The organism is Variovorax gracilis, from assembly GCF_030317115.1.
GTDB classification, from domain to species: Bacteria; Pseudomonadota; Gammaproteobacteria; order Burkholderiales; family Burkholderiaceae_C; genus Variovorax; species Variovorax gracilis.
Window position 1 is genome coordinate 330,140 of the sequence record NZ_JASZYF010000006.1, and the last position, 19,507, is coordinate 349,646.

Genomic DNA, 19,507 nt, shown 5'->3' on the forward strand with positions numbered 1-19,507 from the left:
GTTACCACTGCGACTTTCGCAACGCGACGACAAGGAGCCGCTCCCATGGCCGCAACGACGGACGTCAGCCTTCGCCCCACCATCGCCCGCATCTGGCGCGGGCGCACCACCGCCGCGAAGGCCGATGCCTACGCGGTCTACCTGTACGACGTCGGCGTGAAGCCGCTCGCCGAAAAGGCGCTCGGCGTGCAGATGTTCCGCGAGGACCGTGAGGGCGAAACGGAGTTCGTGACCATTTCGTACTGGGAGAGCGTCGATGCCATGTCGCGCTTCGCCGGCAAGGACCCGCGCCGCATCCACCATCTCGAGCGGGACGCGGAGTTCCTGATCGAGTTGCCCGACAGCGTGCAGGTGCTGAGCATCACCGCGGCACTGGGATGCCTGGGCGAAGCCGCCTGAGTCCGGGCATGCGGTCGAAGCACCATCTCGAACCACACGTCGAGTTCGGCAATGCGGGTGAAGTGAACACCGGTGGCACCGGCTGGTTCATCGGCTTCAGCGACTGGACCCGGGGACGTGCCGGCGGACTTCGCCATGTCCCGGTCGACGAGGCTTCCACCGGGCTGTGCGTCAAGTGGTTCTCCCACCCCGCAGGGAATCCCGATGGCGAGCCCAAGCCGTTGAGCGACGGCCGCACCATGTCCATCCTGGTGAGCCCGGCCAGCGAGTTCAGGATCGAGTTCTCATTCGCTGCGGACTTCGCGCCGGAAGCGACGCTCGTCCACACCTTGCGCCGCCATGGCGACTTCGTCATCTGGGGGCCGGGCCTGTTCCACCGGGCTTTCGGGGTGCAGCCGGCATCCGTGCTGACGGTCCGGTGGACCTAGCCGGCACGCGATCGCTCAGTTTCGCAGCAGGACGTACTCCCGGCCGTCACGGAAACTCCCCTTCAACGTCCTGTCGTCCACCTTGCGGACTCTCAGTGTGTAGTCCGATCCGCATCCGGCCATGGCCTTGGAAGGCGACATCGCGAAGGCATAGACATCGTCGTTCCTGGAGATGGTGAACGGGACGGCCAGGGCGGGACACGGGTCCTCGCGATTGGTCCTTGCGGTGGCCATCTTCCATGTGCCCTCCTCCCCCTTGATGGAGACACGGACCTCGCGCTGAACGCCCGTTTGCGTGGCGTACGTGGCCGTCCAGTTTCCTTCAAGTTCGGATTGGGCGAGACATGGGCCTGCAACCAGGCCGGCGACAACGACTGCTGCGATGCGGAGCATGAGATACCTCCTTCGTGAGTTCGAACGGTTGCCAATGCTTGCAACCGAACGACACGATCGGGCCGCGCCGTCGCGTTGTCGTCATCAAAACTGGTAATGGTTCCGGGCGGAACCAGGATCTCAGATCTTGAAAGCCCTCTGCACGTCCGCGCGCACCAGGTCGGCGTAGTCGCGGTGCTTGCGAATCCAGCCTGCGATGAACTGGCAGACAGGGATCACGTGCTTGCCGTCCGTGCGTGCCTCGTCGAGCACGTGCCGCGCGATGGCCGAGCCGACGCCCTTGCCTTCGTGCGCGGGCAGCACTTCGGTGTGGGTGAACATGATCGCTTCGCTCAGCAGGTTGTATTCGCAGTAGCCCGCGAGTTCGCCGCCGATGGTGGCCTCGTAGCGGTGCAGTTCGGGCTTGTTGGTGATCGTGATGTCGGTCATGCGCTCTTCGTGTGGTGGATTCAGGATGTGCGTGCGAGAAAGGTCGCGAGGTTCGCCGCCGCGGTGGCACGAACCTTCTTCTTCAGCAGCGGCGACCAGCCGAGCAGCAGGCCCGGCGCGCCGAGAGCCTGCCGCGACCAGCGCCAGAAATCGAAGCGGTCGCGCTGCGTGGCGATGAGCCCCTCGGGCGTGAAGGTGAAGCGCGAGTCGATCGCGTTGTCGACGATGCGCCCGGTCGCGCTGAACAGGTAGTGCGCGTCCCAGTGCGCCTGGCCGGTGCGGGCATCGGCCTGTACGTCGCGGTAGCTCAGCTTCCAGACCGCGGCGCCCTTGGCCCGGGTGCCGCTGCACAGCATCTTCCACATGCCGCCGATCTCTCGCGCGCCGCGAAGCGAGAAGGCCTCGTCGTCGAAGCTGGCATCCGGCGCATAGCAGGCGGCCATGGTGTCGGCGTCGAGCTTCGAGAAGGCGTCGTAGAAGCGGCGGATGGTTTGTTCGTTGCTCATGGATTCCTTCATGCCCCGAGGCAGAAGCGGCCATCGTAGCCGAGCATTTCCGGCTCAGTCCTTCGTGAGATCGAGCAATGTCTGCAGCGCGTACCGGACCGTGGCTGCGCGCACAGCCGCACGATCGCCATCGAAGCGGCGGCGTTCCGTGCGCACCTGCCCGCCCACCGACCAGCCGAACCACACCGTGCCCACCGGCTTCTCGCGCGAACCGCCGGTGGGCCCGGCGACACCCGTGACGGCCACCGCGACCTGCGCCCGGGAGCGCGCCACGGCACCTTCGGCCATGGCACGCGCCACCTCTTCGCTGACCGCGCCGTGGGCCGTGATCAGCGCGGCATCGACACCGAGCAACTCCGTCTTGGCCTCGTTCGAATAGCTGACGAAGCCGCGCTCGAACCAGTTGCTGGAGCCCGAGAGATCGGTGCACGCGCCGGCGATCAGCCCGCCGGTGCAGCTCTCGGCGGTCGCCATCATTCGCCCCTGCTGCTGAAGCGTGTCGGCGAGCAGGCGCACCAGCGCAGGGATGTCGTGTCCGGGGAGCGAGTCGTTCATCGTGTTCACCATGCGCGCCATGCGGCGATCACCAGCAGCGTGCAGAACGCCGCGACCAGGTCGTCGAAGAGGATGCCGAAGCCCGCCGCGCCCCATCGCGTGGCCTCGCTTCCCGTGTCGCGCTGCTTGAACAGACGGTCGGCCCAGCCCACCGGCCCTGGCTTGGCGGCATCGAAGAAGCGGAAGAGCGCGAAGGCGAAGACCTGCGCCAGCAGGCCGCCGGGCATGACGAGCCACAGCACGATCCAGAAGGCGACCACCTCGTCCCAGACGATGCTGCCTGGGTCGGCGATGTTCATGTGGCGTGCCGTCACGGTGCAGGCCCACCATCCGACCGGCAGGGACACGAGGATCACCCAGCCGATCGTCGCTGGCGAAAGCCAGCGCTGCATGACCAGGAAGGCGACCCAGCTCCACAGCGTCCCGACTGTGCCGGGCGCATAGCGCGGCAGGCCCGAGCCGAAGCCGAGCGCGATGAGGTGCGCCGGATGCGCGAACATGAAACGTGCCGTCGGACGGCGCGGTGGAGGGCTCGGCATGGCGCCGGAAGGGGGAGCGGACTGCATGACGCGACAGTGTCGCGCATCCGGGGCGCCGCCCGCCAGTGCTCAGGCCGGCTGGAAGTGCTGCTCGATGCGCTGCGCCACCGCCTTGGGATTGCTGCGCAGCGCGTCGGTGGCGCAGGCACCGAGGAACATGCCTTCGAAATTGATCTCCACGCGCGGGAAGTAGTGGTCCAGCGAAGCGCCCGCGTCGAAAAGGCATTGCTCCAGCGACGCGAAGGTGCAGCCCGTGTCCTGGCCGTCCGCGCCTTTGGCGTTGATGCGGTAGACATAGGCATCCGCGGCGATGCGCTGGATTTCGATCAGGGGCTTCATTCGGCGGGAGGGGAAAGGATTTCGTCGAGAAAGAGCTTCGGGGATTGAATGGTCACGCCAAGCGCCCGGCGGGTAAATAGTCCATTTGGACCGGCTGGACTTCGCGCAGAATATTTGCCTGATGCTCCCCGCCCGAATCCTCCTCGTCGATGACCACGCCCTGTTCCGTTGCGGACTGCGCATGGTGCTCGCTTCAGGCATTCCCGACCTGGAGGTGGCCGAGGCGGCGTCGCTGGAGGACGCCATGCGCAGCACCATGGCCGATCCGGCGCTGGTGCTGCTGGATGTCCAGCTCCATGGGCTCAACGGCCTGGAAGGCATCGCGCTGGTCAAGCGCAAGTGGCCGGCTGCCGTGGTGGTCATCCTGTCGTCCGACGCCGGCCCGCAGAACGTGCGGATGGCGCAGGAGCGCGGCGCGGCCGCCTTCGTCTCCAAGGCCGATTCGGCGGACAACATCCTCGCCATCATCGAGCAACTGCGCCAGGGGCTGCCGATTCTGTCGCCGGCCCACGCATCGGCGCCGGCCGGCGACGGCGATGCGTCCCGCCAGCTCCTCACGCCGCGTCAGTTCGAGGTGCTCGACCTGCTGTGCCAGGGCCTGCCCAACAAGGTGATCGGCCGCCGGCTCAACCTGTCGGAGAACACCGTGCGCGGCCACGTGCAGGCCGTGCTCGCGGCCCTGCAGGTGTCGAGCCGCTCGGAGGCGGGTTTCGCCGCGCGCCGCAGGGGTCTCGTCGCCTGATGAAGAATCCATTGCGCCTGGCCGATGGGCGCACTCTTGTCGAGCAATTGCGGTTGCAGCTCGGCAACATCGGAAGCTCGGTGGTTCCGACCATCCTGGTCGCGCTGATCCTGGTGTGGGTGCTGTCCAACGAGCACAACGCCCTGGCGCTGCGCTCGTGGGCCGGCGCCGTGATCCTGATGAAGCTCTACCTGGCGCGGGACGCGCGCCGCATCCTGTCGTCGGAGATCTCGTTCTGTCGCGCGCGCACGCTCGTGTGGCGGCAGATCGCGCTGAACGCCATCGACGCCGCCATCTGGGGCGCGCTCGCGTGGGTCACGCTGGGCACCACCACCGTCGCCGGCAGCATCCTCGTCGTGGCCGTGCTGGCGGGCGTGGCCGGAAGCTCCATGTCGTCGCTGGCGCCGGTGCTGCCGGTATTCATCGCGTTCGGCGCGGTCGAGCTGGTCGTGCTCGCGACCAAGCTGTGGACCCTTGGCGACCCTGCCTACAACGCGCTGGGCGTGGCCGGCGCGCTGTACGTCGTCACGCTCCTGGGGCAGGCCCGCAACAGCGCGCGGGCGGCGCGCGCGGCCATCGACCTGCGCTTCGAGAACGTCGAGCTTATCGAGCGCCTGCGCGTGGAAACCGGGCATGCGCAAGCGGCCCACCAGAAGGCCGAGGAAGCCAACCTCGCCAAGTCCAGGTTCCTCGCCGCGGCCAGCCACGACCTGCGCCAACCGATCCATGCGCAGGGCCTGTTCCTGGAGGTGCTGGCGCGCAGCAAGCTGTCGGCCGCGCAATACGACGCGCTCGCCAATGCCCGTGCCACCTGGCAGGCGTCCGCCGAGATGCTCGACACGCTGCTCGACTTCTCGCGCATCGAGGCCGGCGTGGTCGAGCCGCAGATGCAGGACTTCCATCTGCAGCCGCTGCTCAACAAGATCGAGAACGAACTTGCGCCGCAGGCCGACGCCAAGGGCATCGTCTATCGCTCGCGCGAAACGCACGTGGCGGTGCGCTCCGATCCCGCGCTGGTGGCGCTGATCCTTCGCAACCTGGTCTCGAACGCCATCCGCTACACCGAGACCGGCGGTGTGCTCGTGGCGTGCCGGGCGCGCGGCAACGCGATGCAGCTCGAAGTGTGGGACACGGGCATCGGCATCGAGCCCGCGCAGCACGAGGACATCTTTCGCGAGTTTCATCAGCTCGGCAATGCGGAGCGCGATCGCCGCAAGGGCCTGGGGCTGGGCCTGGCGATTGCGCAGGGACTGGCGCGCGCGCTGGGCCATGAGCTGACGCTCGTCTCGCAGCCGCGGCGCGGCAGTGTCTTCCGCCTGAGCTTGCCCGTCGCGCAGATGGGCGTCGCCACCGGCGGGCTCGAAGCCGCGCCGGGGCACGCGCGGGTCTTCGACGTGCGCGTATTGGTCATCGACGACGACGAGGCCGTGCGCGCCGGCATGCGCCAGTTGCTCAGCGCCTGGGGCTGCGTGTGCGACGTCGCCGATTCCATCGAGGAGGCACAGGCGCTGGCGCGGGCCCATCGGCCGGGGCTGGTCATCAGCGACTACCGGCTGCGCGAGCTGCGCACAGGCGCGGAGGCCATCGCCGCCTTGCGCGCGGAGTTCGGCAAGAAGCTGCCGGCGCTGCTGATCACCGGCGACACGGCGCCGCAGCGCTTGCGCGAAGCGCGGGCAACCGGTGTGCCGCTGCTGCACAAGCCGGTGTCGCCCAATCAGCTCTACCACGGGCTGATGTGCGTGCTGAATGAGGTCGAGATCGATTCGTCGTTCGCGCTGCTGGAAGCGGCGCCGGTTCCGGCCAGCTAGTTTCAGGCGAAGTGGTCGAAGGCGGCGAAGCGCTGCACCACGGGTGCGCCCTGTGCATCCATGATGCGCAGCCCTGCTTGCGCCTCGATGCGGCCGATGCGCGTCACCGTCGTGTTCGCCGCGCGGCCGGCCTGCTCGACGGCATTGCGGGCTGACTCGGGCGCCGTGAAAGCCAGCTCGTAGTCGTCGCCACCTGCCAGGGTGCAGGCGCGCCGGGCATCGCGATCCAGGCCTGCCGCTGCGCCGTTCGCGTGGGCCGACAGCGCCAGCCGGTCCGCGGCGGCATCGGCATCGAGTCGCGCCCCGACACCGCTCGCGCGCAGCACATGCCCCAGGTCGCCCACCAGCCCGTCGCTGACATCGACCGCAGACGACGCAATGCCGCGAAGTGCGAGCCCGAGCGCAACGCGGGGCGTAGGCTGCTCCATGCGCGCCCGCGCCAACTCGAACAACTCGGCGGGCAGCGCGAGGGTGCCGCGAAACACCTCCAGTGCCAGACGTGCATCGCCCAGCGTGCCACTGACCCAGACATCGTCGCCCGCCTTCGCGCCGGAGCGCAGCAAGGCACGCCCCGCGGGCACTTCCCCGAACACCGTGATGCAGATGTTGAGCGGCCCACGCGTCGTGTCGCCGCCCACCAGTTCGCAGCCATGCGCATCGGCGAGCGCGAAGAGGCCTCGCGAAAAACCTTCGAGCCAGGCCTCGTCCAGCGTCGGCAGCGACAGCGCGAGCGTGAACGCCAGCGGCTTCGCGCCGCAGGCCGCGAGGTCGCTGAGATTGACTGCCAGCGCCTTGTGCCCCAGCTTCGCGGGGTCGACGGTGGAGAGAAAGTGCCGCCCCTCGACCAGCATGTCCGACGACACCGCGAGCTGCATGCCTGCCGTGGGCGCCAGCAGTGCGCAGTCATCGCCCACGCCCAACGGCGAGCGCTGGGCGGGCCGCGTGAAGTAACGCGCGATCAGGTCGAATTCGCCGGCGACGCTCATCGTGTCCTCACACCTCCGCGCTGCGGAAGCGCAGCGCCGCCTGGCGCACCACTTCGGCCAGCAGGCGCTCCTTGCCCTGCCGCTCGCGCAGCCAGCGCGCGTCGTTGCGGTTGGCCTCGACACTGGTGCGCAGCTCGGCGAGCGCCTGCGTGGCGTTGAGTGCCTCGCTGTGCCATTCGAGCTGCGTCATCGTCATGAGGATGTGGTCGCGCAGCGGCATGTGCTCGCCGCTGGCCGGGTCGACGTACAGCGCATCCAGCCCGAAGCGGCAGGCCTGGAAGCGGTTGTAGGTGTAGACGAGGTAGTCGTCCTCCGTTGGCGTGAAAGGCTGCTCCTGCAGGAACCAGGCCGCGAGCGACTGCACGTAGCCGGCCAGCGCGGCTGCGCGCTCGACGGTGAGCGGCGTGTCGAACACGCGGATCTCGATGGTGCCGAACTCGGGCTTGGGCCGGATGTCCCAGTAGAAATCCTTCATGCTGCGCACGACGCCGGTGCGGGTCATGCGCATGAAGTAGTTCTCGAACTCCTTCCACGACAGGGTGAAAGGCGCGCGGCCCGACAGCGGAAACGCGAACACCGAGTTGAGCCGCGCCGAGTCGAACTGCGTGTCCTGCCCCTGCACGAAGGGCGAGGAGGCCGACAGCGCGATGAAGTGGGGGATGTAGCGCGACATGCGGTGCAGCATCAGCAAGGCCGCATCCGCATCGGGGCAGCCGATGTGCACGTGCTGCCCGAAGATGGTGAACTGCTTCGACAGGTAGCCGTAGAGCTCCGACAGCTCGCGAAAGCGCGGCTTGTCGTAGATGCGCCGCTCGTGCCACTGCTGGAAGGCGTGCGTACCGCCGCCGACCACTGCGATGTTGAGCTTGTCGGCGTTCTTCACGAGCGCATCGCGAATCGGCGTGAGCTGCGCGATCACGTCCTGTGCCGAGTGGCACACGTCGGTCGAGATCTCGATCATGCTCGAGGTCATCTCGGGCACCACGCTGCCGGGCAGGGGTGTCTGCGCCATCAGCCGCAGCATGTCCTCGGCATAGGGCGCGAGGTCGTAGTCGTGGGTGTTGACAAGCTGCAGTTCCAGCTCGACGCCGAGCGAAAGCGCCACGGACTTGTTGAAGCGCTCCAGAGGCACGATGCGGCTCGCCGGCGTCGAAGGCGAGCCGTCGGGTTGCAGGTCGATCATTCGAGTGCTCATCGCTGCGTCTCCTCCGCCGAGCCGAATGCCTCCGGCATCCAGGGTCTGGAACTCTCGCCGGCGCCGTGGATGGCGACGGTGGCGATCACCGCGCCGAGCACTTCCATGAGCAGGATGGCCGGCAGGGCGATCTGCGTGATCATCGCACCCAGCAGCGGCGAGGCGGTGACGAAAGCGGACGTGATCAGCATCGCGATCGACGACAGCGGCGACATGGCGCAACCGACCCAGAAGGCCTGCTTCCAGCTCGCTCCGCTGCCCGGATTGGCAATGGCGATGCCCGCCACCTTGGCGATGGCGCGCACGCCGATCACTGTCAGCACCACGCTGGCGACCGGCAGGCTCCAGTCGGCCTGCGCAGCCACGACCGAGACCAGCACGAACATCAGCATCGTCAACAGCGAAGCCGCGGTCCCGAGCTGGCGCGGCCAGGCCCACGGCTTGGGGTTCAGCGCCTTGAGCAGCACGCCTCCGATCAGCGCCGCGAGCGGTGCCGAGCCGCCGAAGTGCGCTGCGAGCGCGGCGCCGGCGGCAATGATGGCCAGCAGCAGGATGGACGTGTTCTCGCTGGTCGGGCTCATCACGCGCAAGGCCGAGCGCAGCGACAGCGCCATCAGCGCCCCCACCACGAAAGACATGCCGAGCACCACGGCGACCGGGTAGAGCTTGTCGAACACGCCCAGGGGTGCGCGCTCGATCAGCCCGGCCTGCGCATAGCCCAGTGCGAGTGCATAGAAGGTGTTGAGCGTGGCGAGCGTCATCGCGCGCTCGGTCACCGGGCCCGAGGCGCGAGTGTCGATGACGACGCGGCTCAGCACCGCGGGCGAGGCGACGATCGCCATCAGCGCGATCGGGTTGGCCACCGGATCGGGAATGCCCAGCCAGTGCAGCGCCCAGAACACCGCGAAATAGGTGAGCGTGGCTTCGAGCAGGCTTTGCACCAGCACCATCGGGTTGTGGCGGAACCAGCGCAGCGGCAACCGGCCGCCCGACTCGAAGAGCACGATCGCGACCCCCAGTTCGACCAGGAAGAGGCTGATGCCTTGCAGCGGCCAGATCGCGCCCTCGAAGCCGGCGAAGCCGACCACGGTGCCGACGATCGAATAGCCGACCACCTTGGGCAGCCCCATGTAGCGTCGCACCAGGTGGCCGGAAGCCGCCGCGGCCGCCAGCAGCAGCGACCAGAGCACGGTCGGCAATCCCGCCGAGGGTCGTACCCAGTCGGCCCAGAAGCCCAGCAGATCATTGGGAAGGAAGGATGTCATCAGGAAACAGATTCGAACAAATTCGGGCCCGGCCAATCTTCCAGAGCGCGCAAGGCGTTCATGGTTCGAAGGGAAAAAGCGGGCTCAGTGCAGCACGCGCGAGGAGGGCATGCCTCCCGCGTCGGCTTCCAGCACGAACATGGCAATCGGAACGTCGAAGCGTTGGCCGTGTTCGGTCACCACGAAGAAGCTGCCGTGCATGGTACCGCTCGGCGCCTGCAGGCGACAGCCGCTGGTGTAGCGGAACGATTCTCCGGGCGCCAGCAGCGGCTGCTGGCCGATCACGCCGAGGCCGTTGACCTCCTGCGTGTGCCCGGAGGCATCGTTGATGATCCAGTGCCGGGCGATCAGCTGTGCCGCCACCTTGCCGATGTTGGTGACGGTCACCGCGTAGGCAAAGGTATAGACGCGGTCCTCGGCGGAGGACTGCTCGGGCAGGAACCGGGGCTCGACCTGCACGGTCATCGGAATGCTGGTCATCGCAGGGATGGTAGTCCATCGCCTGCCTGCGACAATCGGGCCCCATGAGCAGCCCATTCCGTATTGCCCCTTCCATCCTTTCTGCCGACTTCGCGCGCCTTGGCGCCGAGGTGAGCGACGTGATCGCGGCCGGCGCCGACTGGATCCATTTCGACGTCATGGACAACCACTACGTGCCGAACCTCACGTTCGGTCCGATGGTCTGCCAGGCCCTCAAGCCGCACGCGAAGAAGCCCGACGGCACGCCCGTGCCCATCGACGTGCACCTGATGATCCAGCCGGTCGACGCGCTGGCGGCGGCTTTCGCGCAAGCGGGCGCCGACTACATCAGCTTCCACCCCGACGCTTCGCCGCACATGCACCGCAGCATCCAAGCCATCAAGGCCGCGGGCTGCAAGGCGGGTCTGGTCTTCAACCCCGGTACCGGACTCGAGGCGCTCGACTGGGTGATCGACGAGATCGATCTCATCCTCATCATGAGCGTGAACCCCGGTTTCGGCGGCCAAAGCTTCATCGATTCGGCGCTGCGGAAGATCGAACTCGCGCGCAAACGCATCGAAGAAACCGGACGCGACATCCGGCTCGAAGTGGATGGCGGCATCAAGATCGACAACATCGCACGCGTTGCCAGCGCCGGTGCCGACACCTTCGTTGCCGGCAGCGCGATCTTCAATGCCAAGGACTATGCGAGCGTTGTGACTGCGATGCGCGAGCAACTCGACGCCTCGCTCAACGCTTGACCTTGTCGTTGTAGACGCGGTCCGCCTCCGGGCCGCGATCCGTGTCGACCACCCCGCGCTCGACATCATTGAAAGCCTGGCGGCCCACGCGAGGCGCCGTGCCGTCCTGGTTCCGCTGGCTGTCCGAAGACTGATCGTGCTCGTGCGGAAGACGGGGCGCGGATTCGCCGCCCTGCTCGACCTTGGTCTTGCCGCCGCCCGCGTCCTTGAGTGAATCGGTCTTCGCGGGGTCCGGGGTCTTGCTGGTGGCCATGGCTTGCTCCTGTGTCATGCCCCGTGTTGTCTCATGCCATGGAGGCAAACACGGTAGGACCGGCCTACGCCGCGTTGTAGGATGGCCGACGAGATGACAGCCCCCCGCACCGAGCCTGCCGCCAACGACACCCTTCGCATCCACGGCTTCTCGGCCCTGCAGCCCGGGCCGCGACTGATCGTGCTGGGCGGCGTGCATGGCGACGAGACCTGCGGCACTGTCGGCATCGAGCGCGTGGTGGCCGGGCTCGATTCGGGCGCACTGCAATTGCTGCGCGGGCAACTGACCATGGTGCCCGTCGCGAACCCGCTCGCACGGCGCCTGCTGCGGCGCGAGGGCGAGCGCAACCTCAACCGCCTGTTCCGTCCGACCCGGCCGGGCGACGAACCGGCCGATTACGAGGCCCGCATCACCAACCTCCTGTGCCCGCTGCTCGACCGGCACGAGGTGCTGCTCGACCTGCATTCGTTCCAGAGCGAGGGCGAGGCCTTCGCGATGATCGGGCCGCGCGACAACACCGGCACGCTCGAACCCTTCGCGCGCGCCTTCGAGGAAGGCCAGCTCGCGTTGCACCTCGGCACCTCGCGCGTCGTCGAAGGCTGGCTCGACATCTATGCCGCGGGGCTCGCGCAGCGCGCGGGCGGGCAAGCGGCGGACGATGCGGCGCTCGCCTTCGGCTGGGGCACCAACGAATACATGCGCAGCCGCGGCGGCTACGGCGTCACGCTCGAATGCGGACAGCACGGGGACCCGGCCGCGCCCGATGTCGCGCACGCGGCCATCCTCACGACATTGCGGCTGCTGGGCATGATCGAGGTCGACTCCGCAGCCCGGCCACCCTCGCCGCCCGCGCTGCTGCGCCTGGTCAGCGTGACCGACCGCGATCACGAGGACGACCAGTTCGTGCGTGAGTGGGCGACCTTCGATCCGGTCGCCAGCGGCGAGCCCATCGGCGTGCGCGAGGACGGCAGCGTGCTGCATGCCGACCGCGACGGGTTCATCGTGTTTCCGAATGCCGAGGCCCTGCCGGGCACCGAGTGGTTCTATTTCGCCGTGACCAGCGATCGCGATCTGGCGCGGCCGGGCTGATCGGGGCGCGTGGGGCAGATTGCTCCTACATCGTGCAACCCTTCGGCCTGACATTCATCTCGCGCGCGGCCTCCATGCTTGGTTGGATCGCTGTCAATCCAGGCAGGTAAAGGAGTTCTGATGAATTCACAAGGTTTCGATGCGAACCCGACGGTCGCCGATGAAGTGAGCGCCGTCGTGGACGATGCACAGGTCATCGCCAAGACGCTGCCGTCCAGAAGGGTCTCGCGGCCCACCCATACCCTGATGGACATCTGGGGCCATGGGGTCGACGCGACGCGCGACTTCGTGAACCGGGAGCCCATGCAGGCGGTGATGATCGCCGCGGCCGCGAGTTCACTGCTGACCATGGTGCTGACGCGGCGCGCCCGCGACTGGCATGCCTGAATGAACGCCATCGATCACGGTCAGCTCCAGGCCTTTGCGCATCGTGGATGGGCATTCCTGTGCGGCGCGCAGCCTGATGGACAGGGCAACTTCCTGCCGGTCGTGTTCTGCATGGGCTCGGCGCCCGGTCGGCAGACGGAGCTGCCGCGAGACACCGAGGCCTACGCGACCGAGGCAGAGGCGATGCGCCATGCCGAGCAACAGGCGGAGCGGTGGGTCCGCGAGCACGAGGACACCCGCGGGCAGGAGTGAAGGGCCTTCGACGCCCGGCTACTGAAGCGAAATCGCCTTGTGCGTCGGCGTGGCGTCGAAGATCAGCGTCGAGGGCCAGGGCCGCCAAGTGACACCGAGGGCCGCCGGCGCATTCGGATCACCCCGCCTGGCAAAGGCGCCCAGGCTCCTCATCATCGCGTCGGACAGTTCCAGGCGGCCCGGCTTGTTGGCCGTGGAGTTCGCGACGTTCGAGAACAGCGACGGGCCGAAGGTGCCGAAGATGAACGGCAGATCGAACGCGTGCGCGGCGCCATAGATGTCGTTCCACGGCGCCGGCTCCTCATCCCAGTCGAAGCGGTAGTACCAGACCTCGTTCTGCTGCGCCTTGAGCGTGTCGAGAACGTTGTCGCGGCTCGCGATGAAGAAGAGCCGGTTCAGCAGGTCCGTCTTCGCGTTGAACCCCGTGTCTGGCGTCGCCACTGGAAGGTACTGCGCCGGAATCCACTGGCCGATGCTCACCGTCGGCGGGGCGTCGGGCTGGTAGCTGAACTGTGTCGAGAACAAGGTTGCATCGTTCACGATCCGACCGCTGACGCCACCGAGCAAAGGGCTCAGTGCCAGGAAGCTGGGGAACAGCTTCGCCTCGTCACGCGTGTTTCCCGCCAGGACGGGCACGCGCAGATAGTTGCCGGCCTGTATCGCGGCGATCGGGTTGACCGGCACCACGATGCCATCGGGAATCGGGCCCGAGCCCGCCAGTCCGAGCGGCGCGAGCCTGGTCAGCAGCGTGCCGAGCAGCGTTGCCGGACTCTTCGAGCGCAGATAGGCGGCGATCTGTTCGGGCGTCTGGCTGGCCGCATAGGCGGCAGCGGACGCGGCATCGGTGGCGAGCCCGTCCGCGATGAGCTGGTTGCTCAGCAAGGCATTGCCCTGGATGGCGTAGGTTGCTTGCGGGGTGAGCGTCGGGAAGCTGCCCGGCGGCAGGTTCGACACGAGCGAGATGCCGCCGCTGAGCGGCACCACGCGATGGAAAAGTGGGTGGCGCGCATTCGTGATGAGCGGCGAAGTCTGCAGCGCGTAGACATTGATGGCGCCGGCCGACTGTCCCATCAAGGTGATGTTGCGCGGGTCACCGCCGAAAGCGTCGATGTCGCGGCGAACGAACTCCAGCGCCTTGACGATGTCGAGCAGGGCGAAGTTGCCCGAGTCCGCCACGCCATTGCCGCCGGACTTGAGCTGCGGCAGTTCAAGGAAGCCGAAGATGCCGACGCGGTAGTTCACCGTCACCACGACGGCGTTCGCCGCCCTGGCGAGCGCCGCTCCGTCGTAGACCGGGTCCGCCGTGTAGCCGGACACATTGCTGCCGCCGTGAACGAAGACGATCACGGGCAGCTCGTCGTCGTCCTTGCCGTTGCCCCTGTCATGGCCCCTGTCGTTGTCCTTGCCGCGGCCCTTGCGATCGTCCTTCGCCGGGCGCCAGATGTTCAGGTACAGGCAGTCCTCGCTGCCCACCGCCTGGTTCAGCGTGGTGCCTATCGTGGCGTCGTAGCGGTTGTTGGCGCCGGGGCCGTAGATGCGGCCGTACTGCACGCACGCATTGCCGAACTGCTGCGCGGCCCGCGTCCGACTCCACCGATCGGGGTCGACCGGGGCCTTCCAGCGCAGGTTGCCCACGGGCGGCTTCGCGAAGGGGATGCCTTTCCATGCGTAGGTCCCCGTGGCGTCTGAATCGTCGATGCCGACGATCTTTCCGAAATGCGTGTTCCGCTCGAGGTCGGCCGGGCGCCCGTGGGCCCAGCAGACTGTCTGAGAAAGAAGCGCAGCGCACGCTGCCACCCACCAAGCCTTACGCATCATGGTCACGTCTCCTCCAGAAGGCCGCAACGGTAAGGGCCGCAGATGGGGGCGCCTACCGGGGAAACCCGACTCGCGACAAGGGCAAAGCGTCGATGCCCCTGGGCAACAGCACGAAACGACAAGGTCGCATCGTGTCCAATCCGGCCTATCGTCACGACGTTCAGGAGTTCCGCAATGAAGATCAAGAAGATCGCGCTAGGGTTGCTGGTTGCCCTTGCAGCCGTCGGAGCCGCGGGGTGGTTCAGCCTCGACAAGGAGACGCGCGCACTCCTGGCGACGCTGCCCACCAACCGAGATCTCCTGTTCTGGAGCCAGCCCCAGCGCGATGCGGCATTCCGCGCGCTGGACCGGTTGCCCATCCTCGCGAAGTCACGCACCGTGAAGGCCGGCGACTCGGCGATGCCGCTGCCGCCGGGGCCGCCGCTGAAACTGCCGCTCGATCTCGATGCCTACATGGCCGGTCAACGCAGCGCGGCCCTGCTGATCGTGCACGACGGAAAGCTCCGCCTGGAACGCTATGGCCTGGACTTCGACAGCAGCGGACGGTGGACGAGCTTCTCCGTGGCCAAATCCATCACCTCCACCCTGGTGGGCGCCGCCATCCGCGATGGCTTCATCAAGAGCATGGACGACAAGGTCAGCGACTACATCCCCCAGATGAAAGGCTCGGCATACGACGATGTCAGCATCCGTCAGCTCCTGACGATGACGTCCGGCGTCCGGTGGAACGAGGACTACGCGGACCCGAACTCCGACGTGGCGCGCTTCAACAACCACAAGCCCGAGGAAGGCGTCGACGCGCTCGTGAGCTACCTCCGCCGCCTGCCGCGCGAGGTGCCGCCCGGCACGCGCTGGCACTACAGCACGGGCGAAACCAACCTGGTCGGCATCCTGGTCAGCCAGGCGACGAAGAAGCCCTTGTCCGCATACCTCTCGGAAAAGATCTGGTCGACAGCCGGCATGGAACAGGACGCGACCTGGCTCCTCAGCCGCACCGGGCAGGAGATCAGCGGCTGCTGCATTCAGGCCGCGACACGGGACTTCGCCCGTTTCGGGCTCTTCATCCTCGGCGGTGCCCGTGTCCATGCGCAAAGCATCGTGCCGGACGGCTGGCTGGAATCCGCGACGACCGAACGCACGGGCATCGGGCAACCAGGCCGCGGCTATGGCTATCAATGGTGGACCTATGCCGATGGCAGCTTCGCGGCGCGCGGCATCTTCGGCCAGGGCATCTTCATCGACCCGAAGCGCAAGCTCGTCATCGCGTCCAACGCCGACTGGGCTGGAGGCGCGACGGACCGAATCGCCAGCGGGGCGCGAGAGGCCTTCTATCGCGCCGTGCAGAAAGCCATCGACGGCGAGGCCACGGGCGGGTCAGGAAGCTGACGCTTCCCGCTGCACGTTGACGATGGTGGCCGGCATGAAGGGCCGCTGTCCACGATTTGCTTGACCAGGGCTAACGCTGTTGCAGACGTTGCAGACGTTGCAGCAGTTCCGCGCTCGGATAACCGTCCGCAGGCAAGCCGACGCTGCGTTGATAGCGGCGCACGCCGTCACGGGTGGCGGGGCCCATCACCCCGTCGGGTGTTCCGGTTGCAAAGCCACGCTGGTTGAGCGTGGTCTGCAACTCGATCATCTGGCTGCGCGAGAGAGCGGCCAGATCGCGCGGCCAGGCGGACTGCACGTCAGGACCGCCGGCGAGGCGCTGCGCGAGAAGACTCACGGCCAGCGCATAGCTGGTCGAGTTGTTGTAGCGCAGGATGGCCCGGAAGTTCGGACCGACGAGGAAGGCCGGCCCGCGCGCACCCGCCGGCAGCAGGATCGTCGCGTCGGCGAACTCAGGCAGTGGCTGCCCGTTCAGTGTCTTGACGCCTTCTGCGGACCATTGAGCGGTGGACTGGCGCACCGCGGTGTCGGCGCGCCCATGGTCGAAGCCGGCCGGCAGGCGCACCTCGACGCCCCAGGGCTTGTCCGCCTGCCAGCCCGAGCGCGACAGGAAGTTCGCGGTCGATGCCATCACGTCGGCCATGCTGCCCCAGATGTCGCGCCGGCCATCGCCGTCGGCATCCACGGCGTAGGCCAGGAAGTTCGACGGGAGGAACTGCGTCTGGCCCATCGCGCCAGCCCAGGAGCCGATCATGTGCTCGCGGTCGATGTCGCCCTTGTCGAGGATCTTCAATGCCGCGAGAAGCTCCCGGCGCGCCCAGTCCTCGCGGCGCCCCTCGAAGCCCAGCGTCGCCAGCGCGTCGATGGTCGGGGTGCTGCCGTAGTTGCCGCCGTAGTTGCTCTCCATGCCCCAGATGGCGACGAGGATGGTCGGCGGCACGCCGTAGCGCCGCGACGCCGCGTCCGCTTCGGCGCGCACCTGCAGCAGCTTGTCCTGGCCAAGTGCGACGCGCTGGGCGGTCACGGTGTTGTCGAGGTAGTCCCAGACAGTGCGCGTGAACTCGGGCTGCGCGCGGTCGAGTTCGATGACGCGCGGCAGGAACTGGACGTTGCCCAATGCGGCGTTCAGCGTCGCCTCGCTGATGCCTTCCGCACGCGCGGTGGTGCGGAACGCCGCGACCCATTGTGCGAAGCCCTGGCCCGACTCCGCGTCGCTGGCGGCAGCCGGCGGCGGCTTGGGCGCCGGCAGTGGCGGCGCGGTTCGCGCAATGGGGGCGGGTGGTTGCGCCGGTGCGTTCGATGGCGCCGTGGATGGCGCCGACGCGCAGCCCGGCAGAAGGGCGATCGCAGACACCATCAGGGCGAGGCGGGAGAAACCGGGGCGACTGGGGAAGCGCGGCGACGTGCTTAAGGTGGGTTGCATCCGCCGGATTCTCACCCCGTGCCGAACCGGCGAAGTTCGCCATTCCCCAGCCGGAGGGTAGGAAATGGTCACCAATTCGCCTGCGCGCATCGGGATTTCCGCGAAGACCGATGGCGCCAGGGACCTGCGAAGCTCCGGCTACAAGGAGACACCATGCAACGTCGAATCATGCTGTGCGGAGCCCTCGTTGCCGCCGCTTCCGCCGCGATGCCCGTCCACGCGCAGGACAAGTGGCCGAGCAAGCCCATCACCTACATCGTGCCCTTCGGAGCCGGAGGGACCACCGACATCCTCGCCCGACTGGTGACGACCAAGGCTGCGACGCCGCTGGGCACGAGCTTCGTCATCGAGAACAAGCCGGGCGCGGGCGGCGGCATGGGAACGGACTTCACGGCCAAGGCCGCGCCGGACGGCTACACGATCCAGGGCGGCACGATCAGTTCGCACGCCATCAACGTGAGCCTGTACTCCAAGCTGCCCTACGACCCCATCAAGAACTTCCAGCCGATCACGATGATCGGCTCCATGCCGAACGTGCTCGTGGTGCGCGCCGACAGCCCCTACAAGACCGTGCAGGAAGTGGTCGCGGCGATCAAGGACAAGCCCGGCACCATCAGCTACGCGTCTTCGGGCAACGGCACCTCGCAGCATCTCTCGGGCGTGTTCTTCGAGCAGACCAGCGGCGGCAAGATGGTCCACGTGCCGTACAAGAGCAGCGCCGAGTCCCTGAATGGACTGCTCTCCGGCCAGGGCCCCGAACTCATCTTCGAGAACCTGGCGCCGGCGCTGCCGCAGATCAAGGCCGGCAAGCTCCGCGCCCTGGCAGTGACGTCCGAGAAGCGCAGTGCGCAACTGCCGGAGGTTCCTGCCGTAGCCGAAACCATGCCCGGCTTCAGCGTGGTGTCGTGGCAGGCGATTTTCGCGCCTGCGGGCGTGCCCAAGCCCATCGTCGACAAGCTGTCCACCGAGTTGATCAAGGTCGTGAACGACCCTGAAGTGAAGTCCAAGCTGGTGGAGCAGGGCATCGAGCCCGGCGGCATGACGCCCTCGGAGCTGGCGGCGTTCCAGAAGCTCGAAGTCGACAAGTGGGCGCGTGTCATCAAGGCGGCGAACATCAAGCTGGATTGAATGTTCGCCCGGTCAGGGCGCGCCTCAGTGTCCTGACGCGCCCTCCGCGCCGATGCCGGTCTCCGAGCGCACTTGCTGCGCGAGGAAACCCGCCCGGTCCTTGGCGGCACGCGGGCTCTTGTCCAGGATCGAGAACAGCCAGATTCCCAAGAATCCGATGGTCATGGAGAACAGCGCCGGCGACTGGTAGGGGAAGAGCGCCGAGCCCTTGGGATTGCCCAGCGTCGCCTCCCACACGGCCGGCGACACGACGGTCAGCACCACCGAGGACACCAGCCCCAGAAAGCCCCCGATGACCGCACCGCGCGTGGTGCAATCCTTCCACAGCACCGACATCAGCAGCACGGGGAAGTTGGCCGAAGCGGCGACCGCGAAAGCCAGGCTCACCATGAAGGCGATGTTCTGCTTCTCGAACACGATTCCCAGCACCACCGCGACGACGCCCAGTGCGACCGTCGTGATGCGCGACACCTTCAGCTCCGCCACGCTGTCGGCCTTGCCCTTCTTGAACACCGTGGCGTAGAGATCGTGCGACACCGCCGATGCGCCGGACAGGGTGAGCCCTGCAACGACGGCCAGGATGGTCGCGAAGGCCACCGCCGAGATGAAACCGAGGAACACATTGCCGCCCACCGCCTTCGCCAGGTGCACCGCCGCCATGTTCCCCCCGCCGAGCAGCCCGCCCTTGGGATCGAGGAATTGCGGATCGGTCAGCACGAAGGTGATCGCGCCGAAGCCGATGATGAAGGTCAGCACGTAGAAGTAGCCGATCCAGGTGGTCGCCCACAGCACCGACTTTCGCGCCTCCTTCGCGTTGGGCACCGTGAAGAAGCGCATCAGGATGTGCGGCAGTCCAGCCGTGCCGAACATCAGCGCCATGCCGAAGCTGATCGCCGAGATCGGATCCTTGATGAAGCCCCCCGGCCCCATGATCGAGAAGCCTTCCGCGGCAGCGGCCTCCGGTGGC

24 protein-coding genes are annotated in these 19,507 nt (G+C 67.4%); 10 read left to right on the top strand and 14 right to left on the bottom strand.

Annotated elements, in window-relative coordinates:
- Positions 1-45 precede the first annotated feature (45 nt).
- Both QTH97_RS15195 and QTH97_RS15200 read left to right on the top strand, forming a co-directional pair.
- Positions 46-399, top strand: a complete 354-nt coding sequence (locus tag QTH97_RS15195; protein WP_286569069.1) for an antibiotic biosynthesis monooxygenase family protein — start codon at positions 46-48, stop codon at positions 397-399.
- An 8-nt stretch (positions 400-407) separates the two neighbouring features.
- A complete protein-coding gene (locus QTH97_RS15200) occupies positions 408-827 on the top strand; it encodes a hypothetical protein (RefSeq protein WP_286569071.1) in 420 nt (139 codons plus the stop codon).
- Positions 828-842: 15 nt separating this feature from the next.
- On the opposite strand, the gene QTH97_RS15205 is transcribed toward QTH97_RS15200, so the two are convergent.
- The 6 genes from QTH97_RS15205 to QTH97_RS15230 form a co-directional block, all read right to left on the bottom strand.
- Positions 843-1,220, bottom strand: a complete 378-nt coding sequence (locus tag QTH97_RS15205; protein WP_286569073.1) for a hypothetical protein — start codon at positions 1,218-1,220, stop codon at positions 843-845.
- A 120-nt stretch (positions 1,221-1,340) separates the two neighbouring features.
- On the bottom strand, positions 1,341-1,649 hold the full coding sequence (locus QTH97_RS15210; protein WP_353655632.1) for a GNAT family N-acetyltransferase: 309 nt from the start codon (positions 1,647-1,649) through the stop codon (positions 1,341-1,343).
- A gap of 20 nt (positions 1,650-1,669) precedes the next feature.
- Complete coding sequence (locus tag QTH97_RS15215) at positions 1,670-2,155, bottom strand: nuclear transport factor 2 family protein (RefSeq protein ID WP_286569074.1); 486 nt, start codon at positions 2,153-2,155, stop codon at positions 1,670-1,672.
- Between the two features lie 54 nt (positions 2,156-2,209).
- Complete coding sequence (locus QTH97_RS15220) at positions 2,210-2,710, bottom strand: CinA family protein (RefSeq protein ID WP_286569075.1); 501 nt, start codon at positions 2,708-2,710, stop codon at positions 2,210-2,212.
- A gap of 5 nt (positions 2,711-2,715) precedes the next feature.
- Positions 2,716-3,249, bottom strand: coding sequence for a phosphatidylglycerophosphatase A family protein (locus QTH97_RS15225; RefSeq protein ID WP_286569076.1), 534 nt, complete (start codon positions 3,247-3,249; stop codon positions 2,716-2,718).
- A 69-nt stretch (positions 3,250-3,318) separates the two neighbouring features.
- Complete coding sequence (locus QTH97_RS15230; protein ID WP_286569077.1) at positions 3,319-3,588, bottom strand: hypothetical protein; 270 nt, start codon at positions 3,586-3,588, stop codon at positions 3,319-3,321.
- Between the two features lie 121 nt (positions 3,589-3,709).
- Here QTH97_RS15230 and QTH97_RS15235 point away from each other — a divergent pair, with 121 nt between their 5' ends.
- Both QTH97_RS15235 and QTH97_RS15240 read left to right on the top strand, forming a co-directional pair.
- A complete protein-coding gene (locus QTH97_RS15235; RefSeq protein ID WP_286569078.1) occupies positions 3,710-4,330 on the top strand; it encodes a response regulator in 621 nt (206 codons plus the stop codon).
- Complete coding sequence (locus QTH97_RS15240) at positions 4,330-6,138, top strand: ATP-binding response regulator (RefSeq protein ID WP_286569079.1); 1,809 nt, start codon at positions 4,330-4,332, stop codon at positions 6,136-6,138. The genes QTH97_RS15235 and QTH97_RS15240 overlap by 1 nt, the downstream gene beginning before the upstream one ends.
- 2 nt (positions 6,139-6,140) lie before the next feature.
- Here the strand turns inward: QTH97_RS15240 and thiL are convergent, their stop codons facing one another.
- The 4 genes from thiL to apaG form a co-directional block, all read right to left on the bottom strand.
- The gene (gene thiL / locus QTH97_RS15245) at positions 6,141-7,124 is read right to left on the bottom strand and encodes a thiamine-phosphate kinase (RefSeq protein WP_286569081.1); all 984 of its coding nucleotides are present in this window, start codon (positions 7,122-7,124) and stop codon (positions 6,141-6,143) included.
- A gap of 7 nt (positions 7,125-7,131) precedes the next feature.
- On the bottom strand, positions 7,132-8,256 hold the full coding sequence (locus tag QTH97_RS15250; RefSeq protein WP_286569111.1) for a YbdK family carboxylate-amine ligase: 1,125 nt from the start codon (positions 8,254-8,256) through the stop codon (positions 7,132-7,134).
- Positions 8,257-8,315: 59 nt separating this feature from the next.
- Positions 8,316-9,584, bottom strand: coding sequence for a cation:proton antiporter (locus QTH97_RS15255; RefSeq protein WP_286569083.1), 1,269 nt, complete (start codon positions 9,582-9,584; stop codon positions 8,316-8,318).
- An 84-nt stretch (positions 9,585-9,668) separates the two neighbouring features.
- On the bottom strand, positions 9,669-10,064 hold the full coding sequence (gene apaG, locus QTH97_RS15260) for a Co2+/Mg2+ efflux facilitator ApaG/CorD (protein ID WP_286569084.1): 396 nt from the start codon (positions 10,062-10,064) through the stop codon (positions 9,669-9,671).
- 44 nt (positions 10,065-10,108) lie between these two features.
- On the opposite strand from apaG, the gene rpe reads away from it, so the two are divergent.
- Positions 10,109-10,804: a ribulose-phosphate 3-epimerase gene (gene rpe, locus QTH97_RS15265; RefSeq protein WP_286569085.1), complete on the top strand. Its 696-nt coding sequence runs from the start codon at positions 10,109-10,111 to the stop codon at positions 10,802-10,804.
- Here the strand turns inward: rpe and QTH97_RS15270 are convergent.
- Positions 10,794-11,057, bottom strand: coding sequence for a hypothetical protein (locus tag QTH97_RS15270; protein ID WP_286569086.1), 264 nt, complete (start codon positions 11,055-11,057; stop codon positions 10,794-10,796). The two genes, rpe and QTH97_RS15270, sit on opposite strands and share 11 nt — an antisense overlap.
- A 93-nt stretch (positions 11,058-11,150) precedes the next feature.
- Here QTH97_RS15270 and QTH97_RS15275 point away from each other — a divergent pair, with 93 nt between their 5' ends.
- From QTH97_RS15275 to QTH97_RS15285, 3 genes are all read left to right on the top strand, one after another.
- Positions 11,151-12,146 carry a M14 family metallopeptidase gene (locus QTH97_RS15275; protein ID WP_286569087.1) on the top strand — a complete coding sequence of 332 codons (996 nt, stop codon included), beginning with the start codon at positions 11,151-11,153 and terminating at the stop codon, positions 12,144-12,146.
- A 120-nt stretch (positions 12,147-12,266) separates the two neighbouring features.
- Positions 12,267-12,533, top strand: coding sequence for a hypothetical protein (locus tag QTH97_RS15280; protein ID WP_286569088.1), 267 nt, complete (start codon positions 12,267-12,269; stop codon positions 12,531-12,533).
- On the top strand, positions 12,534-12,785 hold the full coding sequence (locus QTH97_RS15285) for a hypothetical protein (protein WP_286569089.1): 252 nt from the start codon (positions 12,534-12,536) through the stop codon (positions 12,783-12,785).
- Between the two features lie 18 nt (positions 12,786-12,803).
- On the opposite strand, the gene QTH97_RS15290 is transcribed toward QTH97_RS15285, so the two are convergent.
- Positions 12,804-14,603 (bottom strand): carboxylesterase/lipase family protein, encoded by a 1,800-nt coding sequence (locus QTH97_RS15290; protein WP_286569090.1) that lies wholly within the window; start codon positions 14,601-14,603, stop codon positions 12,804-12,806.
- A 174-nt stretch (positions 14,604-14,777) separates the two neighbouring features.
- Between QTH97_RS15290 and QTH97_RS15295 the strand changes: the two genes are divergently transcribed.
- Positions 14,778-15,989 (top strand): serine hydrolase domain-containing protein, encoded by a 1,212-nt coding sequence (locus QTH97_RS15295; protein ID WP_286569091.1) that lies wholly within the window; start codon positions 14,778-14,780, stop codon positions 15,987-15,989.
- A gap of 70 nt (positions 15,990-16,059) precedes the next feature.
- Here the strand turns inward: QTH97_RS15295 and QTH97_RS15300 are convergent, their stop codons facing one another.
- The gene (locus QTH97_RS15300) at positions 16,060-17,412 is read right to left on the bottom strand and encodes a lytic murein transglycosylase (protein ID WP_286569093.1); all 1,353 of its coding nucleotides are present in this window, start codon (positions 17,410-17,412) and stop codon (positions 16,060-16,062) included.
- Positions 17,413-17,565: 153 nt separating this feature from the next.
- Here QTH97_RS15300 and QTH97_RS15305 point away from each other — a divergent pair, with 153 nt between their 5' ends.
- A complete protein-coding gene (locus QTH97_RS15305; protein WP_286569094.1) occupies positions 17,566-18,540 on the top strand; it encodes a Bug family tripartite tricarboxylate transporter substrate binding protein in 975 nt (324 codons plus the stop codon).
- A gap of 24 nt (positions 18,541-18,564) precedes the next feature.
- Here the strand turns inward: QTH97_RS15305 and QTH97_RS15310 are convergent.
- The coding region (locus tag QTH97_RS15310; protein ID WP_444813437.1) for a sodium:solute symporter family transporter at positions 18,565-19,507 on the bottom strand (943 nt) is incomplete at its 5' end.